Here is a 23,771-nt window from a genome sequence, read left to right as displayed (position 1 = left end):
CAGCAAAGGGGTAGTCAGTCGACGTGGCTTAGCTTATCCGGACTGATGCCTGCGGACTTCAACACGTTCGATGGTCATCGCTGCGGTGTTTAGCGTCATTGAACACATGAAGTCGCCACTGAGCTCGCCGAACTTGGAAAGTTGGTCTCTCAATTTGAAAAGTAACGATTGTGTGCATTCAAGGGTGATGCGGCCTTCCGCCTTTTTCATGTGCAGTGGCTATGTCCGTGGGGCTGCACCGGTGGGAAAGATGGTTTCGAGCGCGGGTGAGTGCTGGAGTTCAGGATAAGTGGAAACACTGCTCCTCGCGCAGCCGAAGTTGAAATTAGTACGAGAAAACTCGCTCAAGTTGGAAAACCGTCGTTGTCTCTATTTTGCGTTTCAACCCAGATCCTGGTCGTTTTGTTGAGGCGACGATGTAGTTGGCGTAGACGAATACGTAGTCCTCCATCCACGTCCACTTCTTGTTGGCAGTTTTGTATTGCCAGTCGGGAGTTCCGGATGCATGAGCAACTGCGTGCCCAATCGGCGAGACAAGTCAGGCTAGCATAGTGGCTAGTACGAGTGCATGGTTCATGCGTCTCAGCGATAGCGACGTTGGCAACGGACTCGAAGCGAACCTCCGCGATGAGTTCGGAGTCGGTCGGCACGATTGGGCCAGCGGTGATGACTGTGTCGCTAAGCATCACGTCAACGCCAGACTTTCTCTTCAACTCGACCAACAGTGCTGCCAGCGCGACCTTGCCTTGGTCAATGGGGCCTGCGAGATCAACGCGTGCCGCCTTTGCTATAGCGCTTTTGATGTCTTTCGAAGATAACCGACACTGCGGCCCAAAGAGCGTTATCGACCGCACGCGAGAATTGTAAGTCGGTGAGCGTGATCATCGTCCCGTTCTTTTCTACGACGGGCTTGGCGAGCCTGTTCGTATTTTTGTGGGCGAGGCGTTTTAAAAGTTGTTATCCACGTGACCTGCCCCCAGACTTAGTACGGCACCGAAATAGAGTCCAGGGTTAAAAACCTTTGTTGCCGATGCGCCTGAGCAAACTGCTCCGGCGTTAAGTATCCCAGCGCGCTATGCGGGCGTTCGGTGTTGTACTCGACGCGCCAGTCTTCGATCAAGGATTTGGCTTGGCGCAGCGACATGAACCAATGCTCATTCAGGCATTCATCGCGGAATTTTCCGTTGAAGCTCTCGATGTATGCATTCTCCACGGGCTTGCCTGGTCTGATGAACGACAGCTTCACGCCGACCTGATAGGCCCAAGCGTCCAAGGCCCTGCCGGCAAACTCCGGGCCGTTGTCCACGGTGATGGATTTGGGCAGCCCACGCAGTTCCGCAAGCCGTTGCAGCACCTGCGCCACCCGCAATCCCGGCAGTGATGTATCGACCTCGATGGCAAGACACTCGCGCGTGTAGTCATCGACGATGTTCAAGCAGCGGAACCTGCGGCCATAGGCCAGACCGTCGGACACGAAGTCCATCGACCAGCTTTGATTCGGCGCCGTCGCAACGGGTCGAACTACCCGTTCTGCGGGAGCGATGCGCTTGCGGCGACGCTTACGAACGCTCAAGCCGGCTTGGCTGTAAAGCCGCCAGACCCGCTTGTGATTCGTCTGCCAGCCTTCACGGCGCAGCAGAATATGGATGCGCCGATAGCCGTAGCGTCGCTTGAGCGCTGCCATCTCCTTCATGCGCTCGGTCAATGCCACATCGCCCGTGCGCTTACTTTCATAAGCGAATAGCGACCGGGAAATGCCTACCAGCCCGCAGGCCCGGGTGATACCCATGCCGCGCTCGGTCATCAACGTTCTGACCGCTTCGCGTTTGGCCTGCGGGCTTGCTACTTTCGGCTCAAAAGGTCCTGAAGCGCAGCCTTGTCCAGCATCGATTCAGCCAACAGCTTCTTGAGCTTGTTGTTCTCTTGCTCCAGCTCCTTCAGTCGCTGGGCGTCCGAGACGGTCATACCGCCGAACTTTGCCTTCCAGTTGTAGTACGTGGCCTCCGAGATCCCGTGCTTGCGGCACAGTTCGGCCACCTTGGCCCCTGCCTCGGCCTCCTTCAGCACGCCGATGATCTGTTCTTCCGTGAATCGTTTCTTCATTGCCGTTCCTTTGTGAACGGACTCTACATCGATTTCGTACTAACCACGGGGAGCAGGTCAGCTTCTCCTCGACAGACGTGTTGAAGAGCTGAGAAAAATTGTTCGAGCCATGCGTGCCCACTCCATTTCCCTGGAGGATTTGTCTGCGGCCTTTGCCAACGGCGAACAGCGCGACGAAGAATCAGCGCCCCAACCTCGAAAGCGGCCACCTATACCGCCAAAGTATCGGCACCCAAATACAGGCGAAACTTGGACCGGCCGCGGCCGTGCACCTCGCTGGCTTACTGCTCAAGAGCGAGCCGGCATGGATCGGGATGACTTCCTGATCTTAAAAGATCGCCAATAGGCTCTGTAGCGTTGCTGGTTGTTGCCATAGGCCGTTCGCCCCGCCCGCCAGCCTCATAGGCGAGATCCACGACGACCTGATGGCAGGCCTGGCCGACGAGCCCTGTGTGATCGAGCGCGACCAGATGACGGCCGAACGACTGGAGGAGCCGCGCTAGCGAATAGGGCCGCGGTAGAGATTATTCGCGTACGCTCTAATCGAGAAGCATCAGAGCTGGTGAGCGGAAAACAAACCATGTGACCAACAAGCTAAGCCCAGCGCGTGAATTCTGGTATCTTCATTTCGGCCCTAGCTAGCAGAACCCCAAGCCCCAACATTTGAGAGCCGCTATGAATAACAAGGTCCCACTATCATTTGGCGAAATCAAGAAAAGGGTACAAGCTCACCTAGGTCACCTTCTGAAATCGGCGAGAGAATATGATCAAGGCGACTTGAGCGAAAGTGTCCGGATGGCCGTTTCGCTTCGATCACTTCTTCATATTAATACTAAAAATGGGCGGGCAGGCATTGCTAACCTCAATGGCGAACGTTGGCACTTCTTGGACACCAGCTACGACATCATCCCTGGCAACTTAGTCAACCATCTGGGCTTGGTCTGCATGCGGTTCGGTGGTGGCGGCGGCCCAGATTCGGTCTATCAACCTCATCTGGATGCGGGATCAACCTCACGCAGATATCCTTTTCCAGAATGGTGGGATAAAAACATTGTTCTTTCGAACCTCAGTGGCAGACAATTTACCCGAGCTTGGATTATCAAAAGCGTCGCAGACCAAGAAGGAGCGCATATAGACATTCGCCACGAGGAGGCGTACCACCACCTGAATTCGGGCATTGCCACACCGGTCGTTTTCTCGTCGGGCGAAGCACATATACCGATACCCGGACTTCTTCGAGCTTGCACAAGGCAGATAGCACACGAAGCACTACGCACTTTTCGAAAATGCGCACCAGATATTTTTCCACAAGGAATCTATCCCACGTATGACCAGTTAATCCGGTTTTCTTACAAGCGCAGCTACCCTATTGCCCCCAATAGCAAAACATATTTTAGGGTCAAGCTTCAACCGTAGCCCGATGGCGCGCGGCGCAATGCCCATACTGCACCGCCAGCACTATGGGGCAGCGCGCAAAGCCATCCTTCCCGAACAGGCCGAAGCCCCGCGCTGGACTTCCAATCTCGCGACAGAGCATGACACGGCTTTCCTGCAGGCCGATAGCCAGCAGCATGACGCTCGCTACCGACGTTTCCATGACGGCCGGCAGCAGCGCCAGCGCCGGAGTGGTCGCAGTGTCGGTGATCGTCTTGAGATCCATTAATGGCTCCAACGAGGATGAGCCATTCTATGGCGTGCGCTTCCGGCTGCTGGATTTTCGCTAAGCAACAAAAAACCGCCTGGAGGCGGTCTATCGTTCCCGATTTGCGTATCTCAGAACGTCAGGACATTGCCGGCTTGCTGCTCCATAACCTGCCCATCCGGTAGCGACACGTCAGCATCAATAAAGTAGTCCGCTTTGATACGTTGCGCGTGCATTGCCTTAAGGATGTACCCCAAAGATTTGGACTTGAAAAACTGCTCATGATCCCGAGAAATGGTCGGATTCATCAGCGCAGTATATAGTTGGGCATGTGCCCCGCCCTTCACGCTAGAAGCATCTCCTTGCGAAGGAAGGTTTTGGGAGAATATGCGGGCATGATGGTATGCCGAATAATAGAAACGGCTAATCGAGCTACGAAGATCAGTCTCACAGGTAGATGAGGCAAGTGATCGTTGGCCCAGAGCTAGTAGGTCGGCAGGCGAGATGGTCAAGAAGCCACCCCCACGAATACAACGGCGACACCTGCAGGCACAACATCAAGGCGGCGAGCAACGAGCTCGGCGAGTTCGAAGTTCATAGCTCCGATTTCTTCAACCGGCGCCCTTACTACGAACTGCACTAACATGGTCTTCAATTCTGAATGATCAATCGCACTGACCGTTGGGCTGCTCGGGGGTGATAACAGCTTATGCGCACGCAACACCTCACCCGCCAAATCAAGTAGCTCCCCAGCTTGACGGTCGGTTGTTGACGTCTTTTGGTACACGGCATACGCCCCTAAGGCAGCGGATACGGCACCGTCATGTAGCGCAATACTCATGGCTTTCGCTTGGTTTACGAACTCGTGAAGCTTCTCAATCGAGCCACATACCATTCCCAAGTCAAACCGATTGGACATGTGACCACGCTCTGGACTCCCGACTTGTGCGTAGATCGCTTGAGCCTCTGAGAAATACCCCAAACTCACGAGCACCTGAGCAAGTTGGAAGTCCGCCTCGCTGGCATGTTCAGGGAGAACAGCTCTTGCCTGCCTCGCCAATTGACGAACCTCATCAGCATCCCCATAGGCTTCCGCCAAATACATGCGACAAATCGCACCGTCAAACGCGCTGGCTTGCTGCAACCGATCGCAATCCCTCAGCAACTGCCTAGCTTCGAAATTGTCTCTTCCCAGATAACGATCCGATCTTCCGATCAGACCCTGTATCCGGTCACTGAGATCCAAAGCAATTGTTCGTGGCTGAGGGGCGCCGGCCATGTAGCTCAAATGATCAAAAGTGGGAACCGCCATGCGACGGTCGAACCCGTTTTTTAACACACTGTAGCAAAAAGCCCCCTCCGCAGAGGGGCTGACGATGGGGCAACCGTAGAACATCATCCCGTCCGCCGCTGGGCCTTCTCTTACTCGGCCAGCCGCCGGCCGTCACCGCCGAGGACCGCGACTACCCGGTCGAGACCAACGCCGGCCACGCCGGCCTGGTGCGTATTACCTTCCGGCGCCAGAAGGCCCGGCGGGCAAAACACTCTCACTGGTTCTGGCTGGCGCAGCGTGCGGACGCGGTCTAGGGCATGGCCCCGCGCACGCCCTTGATGTAGCCCTGCAGGCCGTTTACCTGGTCGGCCCATCCTGCGGCGTCGGCAGCCAGGTCTCCATATTCCGCGTAGCACGCTGCAAAACCTCCGATCCAGTCGGGACCGGCTTCATCAGGTCGGCGGCCGGCTCGGGGATTCGCGGGATCACGGCCGGCGGCGCGGAGCACGCGGTCAAGCTCAGCGCGGGCAGCAGCCAAGCCAGCTTTCGCAGCCTCGCGCGCCAGCACGGCACCACGGTATTGGGCATCAGCACGATCTTTCTCCACTTGGTAGGCTTCGGTGATGGCGCGCTGCGCGGCCTCGGCGCGGGTGCGTTCCTTGGCGGCGCCGGCGGCCTCCCGGTGCGCGCCGTACAGCGCCACGCCCGCGCCCAACACCAGCGCAGCCCCGGCGCCGATGGAAACCGCAATCACTGTATGCCGGAAAGGCATAGCACACGCTCTTCGAGGCGCCGGCTGTACAGACCTCGGTAAAAGACACCGCCGGCATATGACCAGACCGGCTTGCCGGCGGGCCCGTGCGCCAGCGCGTCGCAGCCCTCTGCGACCCGTCCGGCATTGATCAGCCCCACGGCCCGGCTGGCGCAGGTCGCAGGTACGCCGAAATTGTGGGCATGGCTGCTCAGGGCATCGAATATGGGCTGCGTGATCGCAACCTGAATGCAGTCCGCCAGCCTGAGCTGCCCCTTGCTGATAACCAGCTGCTCGACTTCGGCACAACGCTCCGGAGACCAGTAATCACCGACGACAACGGGATAAGGACTGGTGTGCATCGTGATGCCCTTGCAGACCGTCGGCAGCCCTTTTGCAAGCTTGTCCGCATACACGACGTTCTGCCCTTCCCCTTCCCACTTTCCGAGGAATCGTTCCAATGCAGGAGAGACCAGCGCGAGCACACCGCTCGCAACGAGCGCGGCCGCTCCGCCGGCTATCTTCGTGCCGGGTTTCATGGCAGCAACCTTTCACGCAAGGCCCGCATGCGCGCTTCGCTCTCGACCTGCTCTCGATGATCACGTCGGCGCTGGTAGAAGAGATTCACGCCCACGCCCACCAGCGCGACAAATACGCCGGCCCAGCCGATCCAGTTGACTTGCATGGCCCAGCCAACCACGCCAGTCGCTGCGCCGGTTTCGGCTGTGCGATTTGCAATCATGATGGTCGCCGCTTCGTTCAGCCTCATCACAGCATCCTGAAAGTGGTGGTCGCGTTCGCAGCCTGGATGCATGAAATCTGTGCAGAGCTCGTTCGTCCAGGGAAAACAGCCCGTAGGCGCAGGGTCTCGCCAAACGCGACTTTCAATGTCGTATTAAGCATCACGGTATGGTTCTGGCTAGCACCCGGCAAGCCGGCAGGAAGTCTTACGGAATAGAATGACGCCCCGCCTTTGTACAAATGCAACTCCACCGGCAGGCCGACAGCGGCGACACTTGGCTGAAGCACCAAGTTCGCCGTGACACTGATGATTCCGCTGAAAGGAACAATGAACTGGCTATTGGGGCTGTCAAAGTTCTTTGTGTTGTACAGGGGCACCAGCGGGATGGTGGTCGCCGTAGTTTGAATGTCGGTTAGCGTGTTGTTCGAAGCGATTGCAACGACGTTTTTGTCATACGGAACTGCATTCGAACCGGCGACTTGTACTCCGAACTCGGTAGCGTAATCGCTCCCAGCATCTGAACGGAAGCTGTAGTTGGATCGCACAAAATCCGGAAACGCACCAAAGATGTTATCGATCGCAGCATTGTTAAGACACTGAGCATCGCCACGGCTGACGATGTCCACCAATGCCATGCCGACGGCTCCATTGTCGGCCCGGAAGAAATTGTTCCGAAGCACGTTGTTTGAAGTGCCGCTATTGGATCGCCCGTCGATATCTATGCACACCGGCGCACGGAACGCGTTACCACCAGGCCCCAACAAAGCGCTGTGCACAAGACGGTTGCGCGCTATCGAGTTGCCATGGCCTTCGATCTTTATGTGGTTGCCCCAATTGTTGTCGAACTCGTTGCCGGAAATTTCAACCGTGTGGGGAGTCTGTGAATTGGAGTACCACAGATAGACACCGGCGTCGGAATTCGTGTCAGTACCATTCCCGAAAATGGTGTTCTCCGAGATCACATGCAACGCGCCGCCCGTTTTTATGCCGCCGAGCGCGTTCCCGCCAATCGCGCAACTGTGGATTCGCCAGGTAATGGACCAAACGTCGGACAGGACTCCATAACCCGTACATTTGTCTATTCGAACATTGTCCACATGGAGGTTGCCGCACGAGTACGAATCACTGTTCGTGCCGCTACCGACAGAGGCATAGCGGTGCAGCCAGATACCGTTGCCTTTGACCTGCTCGATCACCAAGTCGTGCAAATAGCCCATCCAGTAAGATGCGAGCTTGATACCGCCCGACCCAGCTGGCGAACTTCCATCGGCGGCGATAGAGAAATGGCACAGCTCGCCGCCGGTAAACCGCACGCCATTGGCTTCGCTGTATTGACCGGCGGTCGGTGTGTTCTTGATGGCGTAGTCACCTGATCGATTCAGGATGACCGTGGTCAAGGCCCCGTCGCCGATCAGCCGTGATGCAGGTTGGTACTTCGGAGTAATGGCGGTGCTAGTGTTCAGCTCAATCGGCGCAGTGATGAGATAGCGGCCCGCCGGCAGGAACACTGTACGGCCCTTCGCGTAATTGATGGCTGCTTGGATGGCTAGCGTGTCGTCTACCGCGCCGTCGCCGACTGCACCGAAATCTCGAACACTGATCGCCTCGCGCAGCTTGTCTTGAGAGGTGCGAGTAACGGCGCCGACACCGCCTTGCGTAAAGCCAACCATAGAAGCGCCGGAGGGTCCTGCCAATTGGATGAGCACGTCTGCTGCGCTCCCTGATGTCGGGATGAGCACAGTTGGCCGGCCCGTAGAATCAAACCCAAGAAGTTTGTTTGCGCGCAAGTCGGGGGGAGGGAGTACCGCACCGGCGCCCGGATCGGACACCGAAAATTTCAGCGAGCGCCCCAACTCTTCTGCTAGCTGTTGAATCTGGACCGTAGAACGATCAGACATATCCTCAACTACCTGGGGGTAAAACCCCCCAGTGTTCTGGATATCGGTCGGCTGGTCGTAAGGCAAGCCCCCCCGTAACCGATAGGCGAAATCCAGTCGGCATCGGGTTGCCGGTACGAGGGTATATGATCTGCCCCCCGGGGTTCGCATCCTGATCGGCGTTCAGACTGATCGTGTAGTCGGAATCGAGCATCAGCAGGGTGTCCGCTCCTGATGCATCCGTTAACGTCACGGCTACGTCCTGCTTCTTGAACACCTTGAACGGGAACGGGAACGCGGTGGTCGCGTCATTCCCCAGGAACGGGCCTGCCTTACGCGTCGTCGAAGAGATAGTCATCGGGGGTCCTTGCAGATTCCCCGATTCTCAAAGCCCCAATCTCGGGCATGTACACCCGCCTATCGCCGCGGCGCACCAAATAGCAACGCCTCGGGCCCGGCATCCCCGCTCATCCAAGCATTGGCGCCGGCGACGAAATCGGAAATCAACTTACCGGGGAGCCCGAAAGCAAAGCTCGTCCCCATAATTACATTTTTCGTGTCGACAATATCCCCCTCCCCGCCGGTGATGTCCGCCAGCGACGAGATGCCCTTCACCACGCCTTCGCCCGCCGATTGCACGGGACTGATCTTGTAGCCGTAGTTGTACGTGTCCTTGTCGAAGACGGACCAAGTGTAGGAGGCCAACTCGCGCACGACAGGAAACATGCCGGCGCCATACATTGCGAGAGCCCGCGCGTAGCGTTTGGCGAGCTTGTCCTCGTCTTCATCGTCGCCGCCGTTGCCCATCATCATTTCAGTGAGAATCGCCGGCAGCACTGCGATCATCACGAACTGCACAGTGAATTTTGCGATGGCAAGGCCGGGGTTGCTGCTAGCCTCACGCTTGGCAACCGCACCGGCGCGCACCAACATCTGCAGCTGGCTGTTGAAATAGCTATAGAACATCGTGAAGAGCCGCTTCAGTTGACCATAGCCGCCGTGGCCGGACATGATCTTCGGCAAATCCACATCACGCCCGCTGCCTTGCGTCTGGCGGACTATATGGTCGGCGTAGTGGGCCGCCTTGGCATTGTCGTTGTCGAACTGCGCCATGCCGTCCTTGAACGCTGCATTCCACAACGGCACAGACACGCCGCGGTCAACCAGCCCCATCAGCGCCAGCATCGTCGCCGTGTCCGGCAGCAGCCGGCCCTTGACCGTCAGCTTGGCGGCCATATCGTTCAGGTCGCGGTCGAAGTTCTGGTAGCGGTGGCGCATGTACTCCGAGTGGTCCATTGCAAATCGATACCGCTCGGCCATCGCCGGGCTGTAGAAGCGCGCCACCTCCAGGCCGATGTTCCCTGCGTTCACGCGCGTCAACGCCGGCACCAAGCCCACCACGTTCTGCAACGCCGTCTTCACGCCCGACATCAGCACCACGATGGTGTTGCGACGCGCAATGGCCGCCGCCTTCTCGATGAGACCGGACGGATTGCGAGGTGGCGCCGCGACCTCGCGCACACGATTGACCAGCGCGCGGTAGGCCGGCACGCCAACCGACGACTTGATCGCGGTCTGGATGCCCTTGTCGTTCAGCAGCCGCATCGTGTCGGCCACCGCCTCGCGCAGCGCCAGATCGTGCACCGTCTCGTTCACGGCTTCAACGAAGACCCCCAGGTCCAGGCGCGGGCGCATGACAACTCCGTCCTTGCGTTGCGTGCTGCTGCCCTGGTTGGTCTTGGCGGCCATGCCCATGCCGCCGCCAAGCAGCTCGCGCACGGCGGCGCCCTCATCGAACCGGTGCGCGCGCTCGTCCAGGTCCGTGTCGTATTTGAGACGGAAATACCCGCCGCGGGCTTCGCCGAACTTCGTGGAGAACGGTAGCGGCTCGACCTTGGGCGGTGCCTTGCCGCGCGTGCGCTTGTTCAGGGCCTCGAGTTCGGGCCACAGCTTGCTGTCGAACTGTTCCCAGATGGCGTTGGCCAGCTTCCAGTCGCGCTCGTCCAGCACGTCCAGCACACCCTGCATGCGGTTCTCGTTCCAGCCGTAGTTCTCCAGCCGCTTGCGGCCGTCGGCGTTGCCGTAAAGCAACGCCGCCACCAGCGCGTTTTCTCGCGTGATACTGGTGCCGACGCTGGGCACCAGTACGCCCTTGCGGCCGTAATCACGGCGCTCTTTCAGGTTCCATTGCTTGAAGAGCGGTTTCAGGTCGCGGTAGACCTTCTCCATGCGCGTCGCCTTCCAGTTGGCGCGCGAACTCATACGACCGAACAGAGACTCGTGCACCTGGCCGAACTTGCCGCCCTCCAGGATATCGAGGATGGTCTCCGCGCTCAGGAACTCGCCAGCGAACCCGTCGCCCAGCTTCGAGACCGACTTGCGGATACTGGGGACGAATTCAGGTTCACGCGCCAGCGGGTCGCCGGCCTCATCGAACGCCTTCGGATTGAACTCACGCAGCCGGGCGAGGATCGCCGAACGTTCCTCATCGAACGACATGTCACGCAGCGCCGTGTACATCTTCTGCTCGCGGCGCGCGAGGTTCGCCAGCTGGCGCACACTATCCACCAGGCCCCGGAACTCTTCGACGGACATATCCTTGTAATGGCGGCGGAAGCCCTCGTCTAGAATATAGGCCGGCAGATCCGGCGTGACGGCGTCCAAGCGTTCCGACTCGCTGGCGATGAACTCGGCCAGGCTCTGGGTCTTCGCGGCGTCAATCTGCCGCAGCGAAATGCTGGTGCGCAGGTCGAACCGCGCCAGCAGCGCGTTCAACTGGACCAGGGATTCGCCGCGCATGCCCGACTGCGATGTCGACCCAGACAGTCGCTTCATGTAGTTGAGATCCTTTTCGATCTCGGCTTGGGCGGCTTGGGCGGCGCGCGCTGCATAGTTGTTCACCAACTGGCGCTTTTTCTCGACGGCCGCGCCCTGCAAATCGTTCTTGCGCAGGGCCGCTTCGGCGGCGCGTGCCGCGCGTGCCTCGGCCACGACCCACTGGCTGGGTCGAACGTCACGGATGCGCAGGCGCGCAATCGTGGCCTCGGCGAACTGGCGCGCGGCGCGGGTCAGCACCTGGCGCTGCCCGAGCGCTCGCTGCAGGGCGTTGACCTCGGTGGCGATGAACCGGCCGCGCGCCTCATTGTGGACCGCCTCGTCGGCGGCGCGCGCGATGCTCTGCGGGTCGGTCAGATCGCCGTAGCGCTCTAGCATGCGCTGGTCCGTCAGCGCCTCGATCTTGACGCGCGGATCCTCCGCCGCCTGCACCGCGCGCACCAGACTGTCCCCCGACGCGAAGCCGAAGCGATCGGCCACGATATCGGGGTTCAGCCCGTCTTCGGCCAGCATGCCGTACTTGCCATACCCCAGCTTGGACCAATCCAGCATGGCGTAGCGGTCGCCCTCGTCGCCGTACATGTCCTCCAGCGCACTGATCTGCAGCTTGGTCGGCCCCTCCGCCGGCTCGCCCGTGACGGGGTCGATGCCGCGCTTCATGAATGTCTTGGCCTGGTTGACAGGCTCGGCCATCACCTCGGCTTCGACTTCCTTGCGCACCGTCTTGCGCCGGTCGGCGGCCTCGCGCTGCATCTGGGCAATCACGCGGCTGCGCGCGCCCGACAGCCATTTCATGTCACGAATGCTGCGGGCCTCCAACTGCTGGACGGCGTCCTGGGTCGCTTCCAGCCCCAGGGCTTGGTATTGCGCCCACTCTTCCGGAGTCATGCCGGCTTGCTCGGCCGACGTGAAGGCCGGCTTGTAATCAAGCATGGTCTCCGTTTCGCGGATCTGCTCGGTGGATGCCAGCATGCGGTCGAACACGCCGCGCACTTCGTCGGACAGTTCCACGTTCAGCGCCGACAGCGAACGGTAAACCGCCACCATCCAGGCGCGGAACCGCTGGAACAGTCCCTGCAGCTCAGGGGTTGGCGCCTTGCCTTCAAAGAGGTAAGCCTCGAAGCCGCGCGCCAACTGCTCATGGTGCGGACGCTTGCCTTCCAGGTCGAGGGCATCCCAGGCGGCCAGGTCCTGCACGCCGAACCAATCCAGGAGCTTTTGCACGTCATCGCGCACCGCAGCCGGCGCGGCCGGCTGGCGGGCGATATCAGTCAGGACTTCCAGATAGAAGTGGCCAGACTCATGCAGGAAAGTCGACAGGTCCGCGTTCTGCAGCAGGGAGATCGTGCGCGTGTCGATGTTGTACGCGCCGCGCGCCGACTGCTCGCCCTGGTTGAGTTCGTTCGCCCCTGGCTCTATACTGGATTCCGGAGACGGAGTTTGCGCGTCGGATTCATAATCCGAAAGTGTGCGGTGCGCGTCCCCCTTAAGCCCGGCTTGCCGGGCTTTCGTCTTTTCTGCTCCACCGTTCAGTGCGGAGTCCAGCACGGTGCGCACGTCCGTGCCCGCCGGGTACTTCCACAGCGTTACTCCACGCATATCGTTGCGCTTGCGACTAACGTCCTCGATATAGACCAGCACGCCATCGTCCAGCGCCTTCGCGTACGCGACACGTTGGGCCCCCTGGTCGGTTCGCAAACTCGTGCGAATGTCGTCGTAAGCTGTCACAACGTCGGGGATGCGCGCTACGTCCTCGGCTGTTACCGCTTGCTGGCCCCTGTGGCGTTCGGTTTCTCCGTCCCCGTGCTTGCCTTTGATGTGGTTGATCGCTGACTGATCCACAGAATGTGAATAGCCCGCCAGCGTCGGCGCGTCCTGCGCCAGCTTACCCGCGAGATCTGTCCAGAATACTGCCCGCGAATCGTCGCTCCCGTCCCACAGCGCAGCCGCATCCGCCCCTGCCGTAGAGTGCTTCCAACCTACAGGCGGCTGCGTTGCCAGCGCCTGATCCAGCTGTCCGAAGCCTTCGGCCCGGATCTGGACCGGGTAACGTTGGTACATCTCCTGCGGCGTGACGCCCAGGCGGGCGGCCTGCACGGCGTAAAAATTGGACATCATGCCGGCGTAGGCGCGGTTCACATCCGGCGTGAAGCGGGCGGCCTGTTCCAGCTGTGTCATCAGCTCGGCCTCAACCAGGTCGCGGGATTCCTTGAACGGCGCGTCCGTCTCGCGCTCGGCCATGACCTTTTCGACCTCGGCGCGCAGCTGCTCGCTTCGGTTCTGCATAAAGTCCTGCGCCTCGGCCTGGGTCATCCCGGCCGGGTCCGTCTTCAAGAACGGCAGCATAGATTGCGACAGGTCAGTGCCAGCCACGCGCGTCGCGTACTCGTCGACGGGAATGCGCACGTCGCCGCCCGTGGCCAGCGCCTGCTCATATTGCGCGGCCACGGCCGGGGACACCTGCGCCAGCTGCCCCACATCGACGCCCGACTGCGCCAGGTCCTCGGCCCGAATGTAGACGTCCTGCACCGGCCCATCCCCCATGGCTTCCTTTATGAAAGCCTGGAAGTCATCGGGCGAGCGCGCCCGCAACTTGGACGCCGCCGCCGTTGCATCGAGCTCAGCCAGGACCTGACCGTCCAGCTGCGCGCGCTCGGCCTGCACGGTTCGGCCGGCCAGCCGATCAGCCGCCGTGCTGGCCAACTGCGCAGTTCCCACGGCGCCGCCCGACGCCACGATGGTGGCCACCAGGGTCTGCGCCGCGGCATCTGGACGCGCCGCCAGGTACTCAGAGAACGGCTTTTCCGGGTTGAGAATGGCCCACTCATTCAGGTCTTGCAGCGCCGTCGCCACCTGCTCGCCCGGAATCTCGGCTGCCACCTGGCGCATCAGCATGTTCCACAGCGGCGTCCCGGCCTTCATGTCGTGCAGAAACCGCCCGACCGGGATGCGCTCGGTGGCGTACTCGATGGCAGCCTGCGACGTGCCGAACATCAGGGCCCGGTATGGGTCCAGCCCCGACTCACGGGCCTGACCGTAGGCCTGACCGCCCGTGATCCCCGCCATGCCGTAGAGCGTGGGCGCCGGGTTGCCGGTCACGATGCTGGCCGGCAGGGTCAGCCCCATCGTCACGAGCGACTGAACGCCCGAGTAGACACCCGCCTCGATGTTACCGGTCGCCTGCGGCATCAAGTCTTTTGCGGACGCTTCGCCCGCCCGCCCCAAGCCGGCCATGCCAGCGGCGAGGCGGCGCAGCGGGTTTTCCGGCAGCAGCGTGCCAGCGAGCGGGTCAAACAGCGGCGCGACGTTTTCCGCCGCAGCCTGACCGACGCGCCACAGCGCGCCACCCGCCTGGGGGAAGGCCGACGCGGCGGCACTACCCAGGTTCGAAAGCCCTCGGATGCCCTTCTCGAAGACGCCCATGTTGTCGACGTCATCGTGCGCAATCCGCGCATTCTCGACGCCGGCCAGGTACGCCGCGGTGGAGGGGTAATCTCGGGCCAGCCGTTCGAAGTCGAAAGACGTCAAGGCCGCCTCGCGCTTCACCTCTTCGGGGTGACGGCGCACCGAATCGATCGGTATGCCAGTGCGCGACGCGACCTGGCGCAGCTCGGCCTCCAGGTCGGGGTTGCTGCCCAGGGCCGCCGCTACCGATACCCGCGTGGCGCCGGCCGGGTCCGCCGGAGGCGGATTCGGGTCGTTCAGATAGGCCGCAACGGCGCTCGAGGTGTCCAGTTCTTCGGCCATCAGTCCGTCACCACTCCAGTAGCGCGCTGGCGTTGTAGCGCAGTTTGCATCCGCCAGTAGGCTCCCAACAGGTCGGCCTCAGTGGGATCGTCGATCCCGTTCTTCTTGAAGTCCGCCTTCAAGGACTTCTTGACTTCGCTGGGGATATCACCGACCTTCAGCGTGAGCAGCCGCTCGTTGGTGGTACCGAACCAGAAGCTGCGGAACTGCACCGACTTGGCGAACAGCCCGTCAATGAATTCCTCGGTCTCCCGATCGTTCATTTGCTTGCCTGTGACCTTCTGCTGGGACAGCACGGCATCGTTGACGAACTTGCGAATGGCGCCGACGCGCATGGCGTCGCTCGACCCATCCTTGGGCGTCGGGTCAATCTTCAGGGTCGCCATCCGGTTGTTCAGGGTGCTGTTGATAGCAGAGGTGTTCAGCTCATCGGCCTTATCCACGCCCCGGCCGGCCGCCGCGCCGCGTTGGTTGGCGAAGGTCTTGAAGTCCGATTCGCTCAATTCCCCGCGCAGGCGGTAGAACTCGTTGTCGGACAGACTACGCAGATACGCGGGATCGCCGGCAAGCTTCTGGTAGACGGCTTCGTTGGTGCGGTCCTCGCCTTTGGCGATCTTGCCCGCGAAACTCATCACCTCGGCGATATCCTTGGCCGGGATATTCGCGCGCACCGCCAACGGCAGGTCGGCATAACGCCCGCCGTTGGCGACAATCTCACGCATGGCGCCAGCCACGGCCTCATCCTCTCGCTGTTTGATCGCCTTGTTCGCCACCTCGTACTGCCGCGCCGTCTCCTCGAGCGCGATACGGATACGCTCCGGGCTCTGGCCCTCCATTTGGTCGCGGACATTGCGTTGCAGCTCAAAGAGCGTGGGCTTCGCCGGGGCGCCCTGCCCCGCCTCGTACTTCGCCAGGACACCTTGCACGTAAGGGACAGTCTCGTCCGGCTTGGGCAAGTAGCGCATCCAGTTCGCCCGGTCACCCGCCTTGTCGGCCTCCTTCAGCGCCCTATTGACGTTGCCTGGTCCTGCGTTGTACGCCGCCAGGGCCTGCGTCAGATTGCCGCCGTACTCTTGCAGCATGGCCTGGAAATAGTCGCGCCCAACCCGCGCTCGCTCTTCCAAGCTGTCGTCACGCGCCGGCGTCACACCGTAGCCCGGATCACGATTGGTGGCGTCCATGACCTGCATTCGGCCTTTGGCGCCCTTGGAGGACGTGACGACCGACCCGTCAGGGTTCAGATCCCGGTCGTTGCTCTCGGCTTGCGCGACCAGCGTGGTCAATTCGGTCGGCAACTGCGTGCCGCTGCCCGTTACCAGGTTGACAAGACGATCGGCCGGGGTGGGCATGATGCGGGGCATCGCGCGGTTCACAGCCGTGGTGGCCGCCGCGGCGCCCAGGCGCGCGTCCATTTGCTTTGTCAACAACCCGTTAACCCGCAACATGTCATCCGCGTCCATCTGGGGCGCGTACTTGCGCATATATGCGTCCGCGTATGCTACGTCGTTTTTTTGCAGGGCTGAGGTCAAAGCAGTCACATGCGCATTGCTAGTCGCTTTACGGGTCTGCGCTTCGATCAGCGAAGCGGACAAGCCTCTCATGCGGCCGAGGTCCGCCACGGCCGCCTGGATCGACAGGACGCTTTGGTCGACTTTCTGGGGGTCGTTGTAATAAAGTCCAATCTCGTTGGTGCTGTTGGCGATTATCCCCTCACGCACCGACGCGGCATAGGTACGAAATTGCTCACCCTCGTACCGGGTGGCCTGCTCCTGGAACTGAAGGCCGATCGCCTGGGAAGCGCGCCGAAACGCGAGACGCTGGGCGTCATTGCCCAACCCTTCCGAAATGGTCTGGATCCGCTGGTTAAGAAGATCACCATACTCGGTCGCCAACGGCTGCCCGCTCTCACGCTGCAACGCCTGGATACCCTTGACGTTGGTATAGCCAGATTGAGGGTCGAAGGTGAGCTTGAGTGCGGCCTCCTTTGCCTGGTTGACAGCGTCATCCACGCGCAGCTGGTTAGCCTGCTGCTGCATGTCGGTAGCGATATTGGTGGCTGCCACGCTTGCCGACGTAAGACTCTGGCCCAGCTGCACCGATTGGCGTGCCCCCATCTCGGCTGCAAGCGCGCCCGCGCCGGCCTGCTGACGGACACCGGGAAGACCGGATGAGCTGACGCGCGGGGCGTCTAGGGTAGGTACGCGCGGCACTGTTCAGCCCTCACTTGGTCGCTTTGGAGTATTGGTACCAGCTTCCAGCGAGTTGACCGGCACTTCCTAGCAGGCTCATACCCACAGCAGAACCCGGACTGACCGCACCGGCGCCTGCCCGAAGAGAGGCGGCGTTATCGCTGTAGTTCGCCCCTTGTGTCCGGTAACCCCAGGCCGATCGCGCGGCGTTGGCCCGGATCGTGCTTGTGTCTCGTTCGTTCAAGTAATCCGTGGACGTCAATATGTCCACTGCACTGCCTTCGTCCAGAGCTACGCCATTGGCGGCCAGAGCCGCGCGCTGCGATCCCTTATCGGCCGCGTACTGCATGCGACTGTTCTGCTCTTGTTCCTGGCCCTGGCGAATGGCGTCTTGCGCCTGCCACTCGGCAATCTGCGCATTATTGGCGGTTACGTCCGCTTGATAGTTTAGACCGGCTTGCTGCGCGCTCGCGCTGTTGGCTGATCCAACGGCGGACGCCGCCGAGGCGGCGAGCATCATGTAGGGTGCAGCTGCAACGCACATATCAGACCTTCTTGCTGAATGGGTAGAAGAGCACTGCGTCCGGGCCGCATGCGACCGCCTCGTCGGTGTGGATGGTGAATCCAAGACGTTGCAGCCAGGCAATACTCACCGCGTTACGGTGGTCGATTAGATTGCGTAGCTCCGGGTAAACGGTGTGCATAAAAGCAACATATCGGCGACCTGTGCGGGTAAGCGCACCCGGACGCCGAAACATTACCGACGAGCCTAGTAGCCAGGGGCTGCCGATGTTGCCGCCAAGCAACGATCCGACAGGCGCCACGCCGCCAATCATCGCTATGCTTCCCTGCAGGTGTGCTGTCCAGGCATGGCTGGAAAGCGCAATGCTCTGGCGAATAGCCTCCGCAAAGTCAGCCCCAGCGCCCCGCATCGCGGTAATCTCTGCGGCATCCTGGGGTCGCAGATCCGTGGCAAGGGCCGCGGCGTCTGATAGCTCCGCGGCTCGAATGGCGAGACTAGCCCCCAATTGCTGCCTCGATCGTCATGGACACAAGCGTCACCGGTAGCGGATCCGTTTGACGTACATAGACCTGACCGCCCTCCGTCCAAGAGCCTTTAATCGCGTGCTTGTACTCGCCGGATATCCACCGAGGTGGCGACCCATAGGGCTCATCTGTGCGCTGCTTTACCTGGGTTAGCAGACCCGGGTTGGTTGGCTCGAGTTTGTCGAAGGAGGGGCCGGCCCGCACGCCGGAAGATTCATTAAGCCGGAGCCAGACGTAGTTTATGTTCTTGACCCGGCCCTGGCCCGCTGCTTGGGCTTCGAACGCGAGCGGCAGCGTGATAATGTCCGCCTGTATCGGCAATCCGACATGGATTTTGCTGGCGGCCTGCTCAACTCCGATTTTCCCACCCTCTACAACTTGTGGGGGCATTACCGCTCCATCGGCCAATATGCTCACCTTTTGACCCTCAAGATGGCCCAGGCCTGAAAGCACCGTCACCGGCACACCGCTGTATGTCAAGCCAGAATCGACGAAGAACGCATCCGCCTCGGCGGGCATTAGGCGCGAATGTAAACGCTCGACGTATCGAACTTGTGCGCCGTTGATGGTACGGCGCACGATGGTGTAGAGAACGTCCTCGTCCCCTTCAGCGACACAAGCTACCGATTCGAAGAACCCGCCCACCGTGGTGTGCCTGCGCCAGCCTTGCACTTGTTGCTCCGGGACGTAGGTGAGCCCGAGCAGGTCCCCCGATGACGAGACGCACCACAGAATAGGATGCGGCGCCCGGGAAAAGGCCATGTCGCGAACGGTACGGTAGTCGAAAAGGTGCGGCGCTAGGATAGAAACATCGGCCGTCACGTACCCATTTGCTTGCCAGTTGTACGACATTTCCCGGACATGACCGCCCCGCCCCGCCGCGTACAAAAGGTTGTTGTTGACCAACGCCGGCTGCACGTTGTTGGCCCCATTGTAGGATTGGGGCTTAGGCGATGCCGTCTTGGGAGTCAGCACATCAGAGTTCGCCGGCGACACGCGCCACTCCGCGCTGGCGGTGAGCACCACCAAGTTGGAAAGCGGCACGATGTGGCGAATCGTGTTCACCTCGCGCGCCGCGATTCGAAATGCGATAGCATCATCGTCCCGAGTCGGTATAGACGACGACAGATTAGATTCCGTTCCTGAGCGGGTAGCCCAGACGTTCTGCGGCTTGTTACGCGTGCCTGCAAACCACCGCCGCTGTTCGTAATACGACACTGCGGCGGGGTAGTTGTTCACCCCGTTGAAGGGGTCCGCAAGAGTCGGAGCCGCCTGCGATATGTCTGGCGTGATGTTGTTGTCTCGGAACGTCAGCCCACCCGACTGACCCACATATCCCCAGATGCCGTTACTGAGCTTGTAGACGTTGTACCTCGTCGCCCCGCTCGCTGAGGGCCAAACTACATCGTTGTACGCGCCCTGCAGAAAAAGATCGTTGCTGACGGTATTGGAAGCGGACGAGATCAACGATTCTTCCAGGGTGTCCACTGCCAACGACGTGACTGCGTAAGTGTGGTCCACATTGTTCGCCGTTCCCGACCCGGCATGCGCCGACGCTGTCACGCTCGCCGGTGCGCCGATGTTGGGAACAAACGAGATTGTCGTAAGCGTCCAATTCAGCGCACCGAGTCGGCGCAGTTCACGTGGTGCGTAATTCGGGTGAACGATAGTCAGCACATCGGCAGACTGAACATAGTGCAGGTCGAAGAGATCGGGCTCAGCGTAAGGGGTAATCACCTCATACGGGTTTCCACCACCGTCGACAAGGGTGGCACCCATAGTGTGGAAGCGTACGTAAGCTGCGCCCAACTCGATAGCAAAGGTTTGCTCCGTGTTGAACGCAAAGGGGATAAGCCGACTTTTCTGAGCGCTATTCTTCGTCTCGCGCACGAATTCAAAGCCCGGCCGGTTCTGGGCCGGACCATGCGGTAGGGTGATGAAATTTCGGCAGGTAGCCAACCCGGTTTGATACTGTGGCAGATCGACCCGACCGAATAGCTCCGGGCTGATCTCGCCGCGGGCAAAAGAGCGGGAAAGAGTACGGACATTGGCCATGGTCTAGCGCCCCGAAATCCACGGCACATTGTGAACGGGCCGACTCTGGCGTTGATTGGTGTCCGATACCGTCGCCTGCGCGATGATGGCGCGGTAGGCCCCCAACTGCGCCTGCGCCACGCTGACACCTTCGGTACCCTTGACTACAGGCCCCGCCAGGTAGGAGGCGAGCAACCTGGACAACGCATCCACGAACAGCGGAGAAAAGCGCGTCGTGTCGGTTACGCGGCGGGTGTACCGCAACACTGCATCGGGCTGGTTTGTGTACAGCAGCCGCCGGTCGCGCTCGTCCGTTTCAATTGCGTAGTCCTGCGGGGAGTACACGGCACCATGCTGCGCCAGACTTGTGCCAGGAAAGCCCAATTCGGCTCCACCCCCACCAGAAATTCCAACGCTGTAGTCATCCAACGCGTTCGGGGGCAGCACGCTAACAGCTCGAATACACGAGACGGGGAGTTCGTAGCAGAACGCCCAGGAAGGCCAGGCCGACCCCACCTGCGCCAGCACAGAACGAGTGGTAGCGAAGTTCCAGTCGTGCGCCTCCAACGCCGTGTCGCGCGCAATCGGATAGAAGCGCGCGCAGTGCTCGGCCTGGGCGCTTCCTTCGGGGGGATCGATACTCGATACGGTGGCATCGTCGCCAAGATGGCCGAGCGCCAAGTTGCAAATGTCGACAGCGGACGCCATAGGGAATACTCCAAGAACAAGCGGGGGCACAGCCCCCCGCTCCTTCAACGTCGATTCAAAGGCAGGGGCGGCTTACGCCAAGTCGTGCCCGGACTGCTGCTTGCCCTTCTTGCCGCCGACCGGGGCCGCTTCCTCTTCGACCGGTTCGTACCAGCTGGCTTTGGAGCCGTCCGGTACTTCGAACTGGTCGCCCGGTTCGCGCAGTGCGTGCTTGTCCTTGCCGCCGTAGCCTTGAGCGATTGCGATAACGCGCATGTCGGATCTCCCTTTAGGCCACGGTGAAGCCGCTGGCACCATACTGCAGGGCCTCGACGTCTTTCACGATGTACGCGCTGGCGGTGCCAGCCGTGGTCGTCGCGCCGCTGATGCGGAAGGCGACGCGCAAGTAGCGCTTCAAGCCGATCGGCACGCGGATCTTGGCCAGGTTGGCACTGGCGCCAGCCGACGTTACGGGCACCACGGGGCCGGCAGCCGCGTCGGTGTAACCCGAACCCTCTGCGGACGAGGTCTGCAGGACGACCTGAATGGAAGCGCCAGCGCCAACCAGCGCGGCGTTCATCTTGGCCAGCAGATAGAAGTTCTCACCGATGCCGGTGTCGGCCGCGGCGCCCGTGTCGTAAACATTCGTGCTGACCACATCGCCGGCCGCGGCCGCCACCGATTGCGCGGCGGCGAAAGTTTCCTGGGTATCGATATACATGGTGTGGGCTCCTTGCCTTAGACGACTTGGGCTTCGGTGGACAGAATCTGATCGACCGTGCGCACCGGAACGCCGAAGAACCGCAGCGTGCCGTTGCCGACGCTACCCGGTGCAACCGTGCCGAACTGGTTGGTAGCGGCCTCGATGGCCAGCGCATTCTGCGACTTGTCCAGGGCGGCGATCGACAGCATTTCCTTGACCGTGCGGTTGGCGTAGAACACCGGAGTGCCCATACCCATCGCGGGAATGCGCGCCATCGCCCGCAGCATCAGCTTCATGATGGCGGTGGCGGCCGTGGGCGCTTGCGTGCCGGTCTGGCCCACCAGGTCGCTGATGTCCACGTTCGCGATACGCACCACGTAGCGCCAGTCGCGCAACGTCAGGCCTGATTTCCATTGCCAGTGGTCGGCGTAGGCGCGGAAGCGGTTGTTGTTGGAGTCGAACGCGTCGATCAGACCCATGTCCTCGTGGATCAGGCCGGCCTTGGAGCCCTTGGGGAAGATGCCGTGCGCGGTGTTCTTGCCCCACACCACCAACCAGACCGACGTGTTGTCGGCGCCGGTACCGCCTGCGTCGATGATATTGCCGCCATTGGGGGCCGACTTCAGCGAGAAGCGGGGCGCCAGGCCGGTGATGCGCTCGGGATTGACCGACTGATCGCCGTAGAACAGCGAGCTGGCCATGGTCTGGTTCATGCTTTCCAGGAAAGCTTGGGCCTCGGAGAGGCGGAAGTCGGACGTATTGCCGTTCAATTCCGCGATGTCCTTGTCCACTTCGGCGCGAGTTTCCAGCATGCCGCAGGTGTCATCCACCTGCGCACGCGTCGACTTCGACGCCGGCACGCCCTGGTACAGCTGGCGCCAGACGGAGGTCGGCAGACCGGTGCGGATCGTGCTGCGGTGCCCGGTGGACTGGTTGCCCTCCAGCCACATCATGTCGGTCAGGATTTCGTTGGTCTGGTTCAGCAGTTCGACCACGGTTGCGGTCTTGCCGTCCGGGTCGATGGACTTGGCGAAGTCCAGCAGGGTGACGGCGCCGGCTTTCGGGAGGGTTGCCATGGTGAAGGCTCCTTATGCTTGGTTCGGGTACAGGGTCTTCGCCGGGTCCTTGCTGGCGCTGGCGCCGCGCTTTTCCCCAGCGACGAACGTGTCGCTACTGATCGCTTTGCCGGCGCGGACCATGAACCGGATCAGTTCCGGGTGGTTTCCGATACCGGACTCGTTGAGCAACGTGCGCAGTTCCGGGGTGCCGAACGAATCGAGGGCCTTCTTGGCCGCGCCCAGGTTCTCGGCGAATGCTTCCCCGCCGTATTCCTTGTCGGCTTTCGCTTGGTCCGCCCAGGTCTGGCGGATCTGTGCGAACGCTTCGGCCTGCTTCCCTTGCAGCTTTTGCATCAGCTTGGGGCCGAGATCGGCCACACGCTGCGCGTCCTTCTGCGACAGGTTCAGTTCCTTGGCGACGGTCTTCAGATCGCCAACCAGCTCGGCGTCCAGCTGCACCCCTTCAGGCGCAGCGAAGTCCTCGTACTGCTCGGGCGCGCCCGCTTGCTTGTCGCCGGCCTTGAGCTTGGCGCCCTCTTCCTTCGACTGCTCGCCGTCCGGCTTGGCCTCGGCGACCGGCTTGTCACCGGCCTGGGTCGCACCTTCTTGCATGGTCTGCGCTTGCTGCTCGGTCGCGGGGGCTTCAGCGGTCAGGACGGTAGTGTCCTGGGTCGCCGGTGCGGTCGCGGCTTGCTGCGTGCCGGGATCAGTTGGCGTTGTTCCGGTCGTCGCTTGGGTTTCGGTGGTCATGCTTTTTTTGCTCCTGGAGCATTTCGGCGTACCGTTCGGGGCAGGTCTGGAGCAGCGACGACATCAGTCGCAACCCCTCGTTCCGGTTTCCCTCGTTGAAAGCCATTTGCATGGCGTTCGTACTGAAGGACGTTCGATAGACGCCGGCCCGTGAAAGTAGGCGCCACACGATGCGGCGGCCTCGACGGTTTCCCATGAGCCACTTCATGTCGTCCGACTCCACCCGCGATTCGTGCTTAGCGTCTTCACGCTTGGCTTCGCGGCCCGTTTCCGTGACCGACGGGTTGAGAGGGTCGTAATTGGCGGAACTCATGCGCCTGGATTCTGCGAGCT

General features: G+C 61.1%; 20 protein-coding genes and 1 pseudogene. 2 read left to right on the top strand and 19 right to left on the bottom strand.

What is annotated here, in order from left to right; translation table 11 throughout:
- Nucleotides 1-982: 982 nt before the first annotated feature.
- Nucleotides 983-2,103 (bottom strand): IS3 family transposase gene (locus AOZ49_RS31885; protein WP_156355704.1). Its coding sequence is split into 2 segments (ribosomal slippage): nucleotides 983-1,845 and nucleotides 1,845-2,103, totalling 1,122 coding nucleotides; the frame shifts between segments, so codons are not numbered across the junction.
- Nucleotides 2,104-2,188: 85 nt separating this feature from the next.
- On the opposite strand from AOZ49_RS31885, the pseudogene AOZ49_RS34030 reads away from it, so the two are divergent.
- Nucleotides 2,189-2,449 (top strand): annotated as a pseudogene (locus tag AOZ49_RS34030) (H-NS family nucleoid-associated regulatory protein); the annotation flags it as partial.
- 329 nt (nucleotides 2,450-2,778) lie between these two features.
- Nucleotides 2,779-3,519: a hypothetical protein gene (locus AOZ49_RS32640; RefSeq protein WP_156355703.1), complete on the top strand. Its 741-nt coding sequence runs from the start codon at nucleotides 2,779-2,781 to the stop codon at nucleotides 3,517-3,519.
- Here AOZ49_RS32640 and AOZ49_RS21135 read toward each other — a convergent pair.
- The 18 genes from AOZ49_RS21135 to AOZ49_RS21065 all read right to left on the bottom strand — a co-directional run bounded on the left by AOZ49_RS21135 (nucleotide 3,503) and on the right by AOZ49_RS21065 (nucleotide 23,751).
- Complete coding sequence (locus AOZ49_RS21135; protein WP_054477561.1) at nucleotides 3,503-3,763, bottom strand: hypothetical protein; 261 nt, start codon at nucleotides 3,761-3,763, stop codon at nucleotides 3,503-3,505. The genes AOZ49_RS32640 and AOZ49_RS21135 overlap by 17 nt on opposite strands.
- A 113-nt stretch (nucleotides 3,764-3,876) precedes the next feature.
- Nucleotides 3,877-4,092 carry a hypothetical protein gene (locus AOZ49_RS21130; RefSeq protein ID WP_054477559.1) on the bottom strand — a complete coding sequence of 72 codons (216 nt, stop codon included), beginning with the start codon at nucleotides 4,090-4,092 and terminating at the stop codon, nucleotides 3,877-3,879.
- A gap of 161 nt (nucleotides 4,093-4,253) precedes the next feature.
- Nucleotides 4,254-5,144, bottom strand: coding sequence for a tetratricopeptide repeat protein (locus AOZ49_RS32635; RefSeq protein ID WP_156355702.1), 891 nt, complete (start codon nucleotides 5,142-5,144; stop codon nucleotides 4,254-4,256).
- Nucleotides 5,145-5,328: 184 nt separating this feature from the next.
- Nucleotides 5,329-5,790 carry a hypothetical protein gene (locus AOZ49_RS21125; protein WP_156355701.1) on the bottom strand — a complete coding sequence of 154 codons (462 nt, stop codon included), beginning with the start codon at nucleotides 5,788-5,790 and terminating at the stop codon, nucleotides 5,329-5,331.
- Entirely contained in the window at nucleotides 5,769-6,308 is a 540-nt protein-coding gene (locus AOZ49_RS21120) for a lysozyme (protein WP_054477556.1), read from the bottom strand. The genes AOZ49_RS21125 and AOZ49_RS21120 overlap by 22 nt, the downstream gene beginning before the upstream one ends.
- On the bottom strand, nucleotides 6,305-6,538 hold the full coding sequence (locus tag AOZ49_RS21115; protein ID WP_054434488.1) for a holin: 234 nt from the start codon (nucleotides 6,536-6,538) through the stop codon (nucleotides 6,305-6,307). The genes AOZ49_RS21120 and AOZ49_RS21115 overlap by 4 nt, the downstream gene beginning before the upstream one ends.
- The gene (locus AOZ49_RS21110; RefSeq protein ID WP_197286758.1) at nucleotides 6,538-8,409 is read right to left on the bottom strand and encodes a glycosyl hydrolase family 28-related protein; all 1,872 of its coding nucleotides are present in this window, start codon (nucleotides 8,407-8,409) and stop codon (nucleotides 6,538-6,540) included. Before AOZ49_RS21110 ends, AOZ49_RS21115 begins: the two co-directional genes overlap by 1 nt.
- Before the next feature lie 396 nt (nucleotides 8,410-8,805).
- The gene (locus tag AOZ49_RS21105) at nucleotides 8,806-14,970 is read right to left on the bottom strand and encodes a PBECR3 domain-containing polyvalent protein (RefSeq protein ID WP_054477552.1); all 6,165 of its coding nucleotides are present in this window, start codon (nucleotides 14,968-14,970) and stop codon (nucleotides 8,806-8,808) included.
- Complete coding sequence (locus AOZ49_RS21100; RefSeq protein ID WP_197286757.1) at nucleotides 14,970-17,033, bottom strand: transglycosylase SLT domain-containing protein; 2,064 nt, start codon at nucleotides 17,031-17,033, stop codon at nucleotides 14,970-14,972. Before AOZ49_RS21100 ends, AOZ49_RS21105 begins: the two co-directional genes overlap by 1 nt.
- A gap of 157 nt (nucleotides 17,034-17,190) precedes the next feature.
- On the bottom strand, nucleotides 17,191-17,679 hold the full coding sequence (locus AOZ49_RS31875; RefSeq protein WP_231689893.1) for a virion core protein, T7 gp14 family: 489 nt from the start codon (nucleotides 17,677-17,679) through the stop codon (nucleotides 17,191-17,193).
- Between the two features lie 25 nt (nucleotides 17,680-17,704).
- Nucleotides 17,705-18,187 carry a hypothetical protein gene (locus AOZ49_RS31870; RefSeq protein WP_054434497.1) on the bottom strand — a complete coding sequence of 161 codons (483 nt, stop codon included), beginning with the start codon at nucleotides 18,185-18,187 and terminating at the stop codon, nucleotides 17,705-17,707.
- A complete protein-coding gene (locus tag AOZ49_RS21095; RefSeq protein WP_054477548.1) occupies nucleotides 18,177-20,261 on the bottom strand; it encodes a phage tail protein in 2,085 nt (694 codons plus the stop codon). The genes AOZ49_RS31870 and AOZ49_RS21095 overlap by 11 nt, the downstream gene beginning before the upstream one ends.
- Before the next feature lie 3 nt (nucleotides 20,262-20,264).
- Nucleotides 20,265-20,948, bottom strand: a complete 684-nt coding sequence (locus AOZ49_RS21090) for a phage connector family protein (RefSeq protein ID WP_054434501.1) — start codon at nucleotides 20,946-20,948, stop codon at nucleotides 20,265-20,267.
- A gap of 72 nt (nucleotides 20,949-21,020) precedes the next feature.
- Nucleotides 21,021-21,203: a hypothetical protein gene (locus tag AOZ49_RS21085; RefSeq protein WP_054434503.1), complete on the bottom strand. Its 183-nt coding sequence runs from the start codon at nucleotides 21,201-21,203 to the stop codon at nucleotides 21,021-21,023.
- Between the two features lie 13 nt (nucleotides 21,204-21,216).
- Nucleotides 21,217-21,648, bottom strand: coding sequence for a Bbp16 family capsid cement protein (locus AOZ49_RS21080; RefSeq protein ID WP_054434504.1), 432 nt, complete (start codon nucleotides 21,646-21,648; stop codon nucleotides 21,217-21,219).
- A gap of 17 nt (nucleotides 21,649-21,665) precedes the next feature.
- Complete coding sequence (locus AOZ49_RS21075) at nucleotides 21,666-22,706, bottom strand: major capsid protein (protein WP_054434506.1); 1,041 nt, start codon at nucleotides 22,704-22,706, stop codon at nucleotides 21,666-21,668.
- Nucleotides 22,707-22,718: 12 nt separating this feature from the next.
- Nucleotides 22,719-23,438 carry a hypothetical protein gene (locus tag AOZ49_RS21070; protein WP_156350565.1) on the bottom strand — a complete coding sequence of 240 codons (720 nt, stop codon included), beginning with the start codon at nucleotides 23,436-23,438 and terminating at the stop codon, nucleotides 22,719-22,721.
- Nucleotides 23,395-23,751 (bottom strand): Bbp19 family protein, encoded by a 357-nt coding sequence (locus AOZ49_RS21065; protein ID WP_054434510.1) that lies wholly within the window; start codon nucleotides 23,749-23,751, stop codon nucleotides 23,395-23,397. Before AOZ49_RS21065 ends, AOZ49_RS21070 begins: the two co-directional genes overlap by 44 nt.
- Nucleotides 23,752-23,771 lie beyond the last annotated feature (20 nt).

The sequence above is a fragment of the Achromobacter sp. 2789STDY5608615 genome (assembly GCF_001298995.1).
Lineage (GTDB): Bacteria > Pseudomonadota > Gammaproteobacteria > Burkholderiales > Burkholderiaceae_B > Achromobacter > Achromobacter insuavis.
This window is presented reverse-complemented; position numbering and strand designations above follow the sequence as displayed.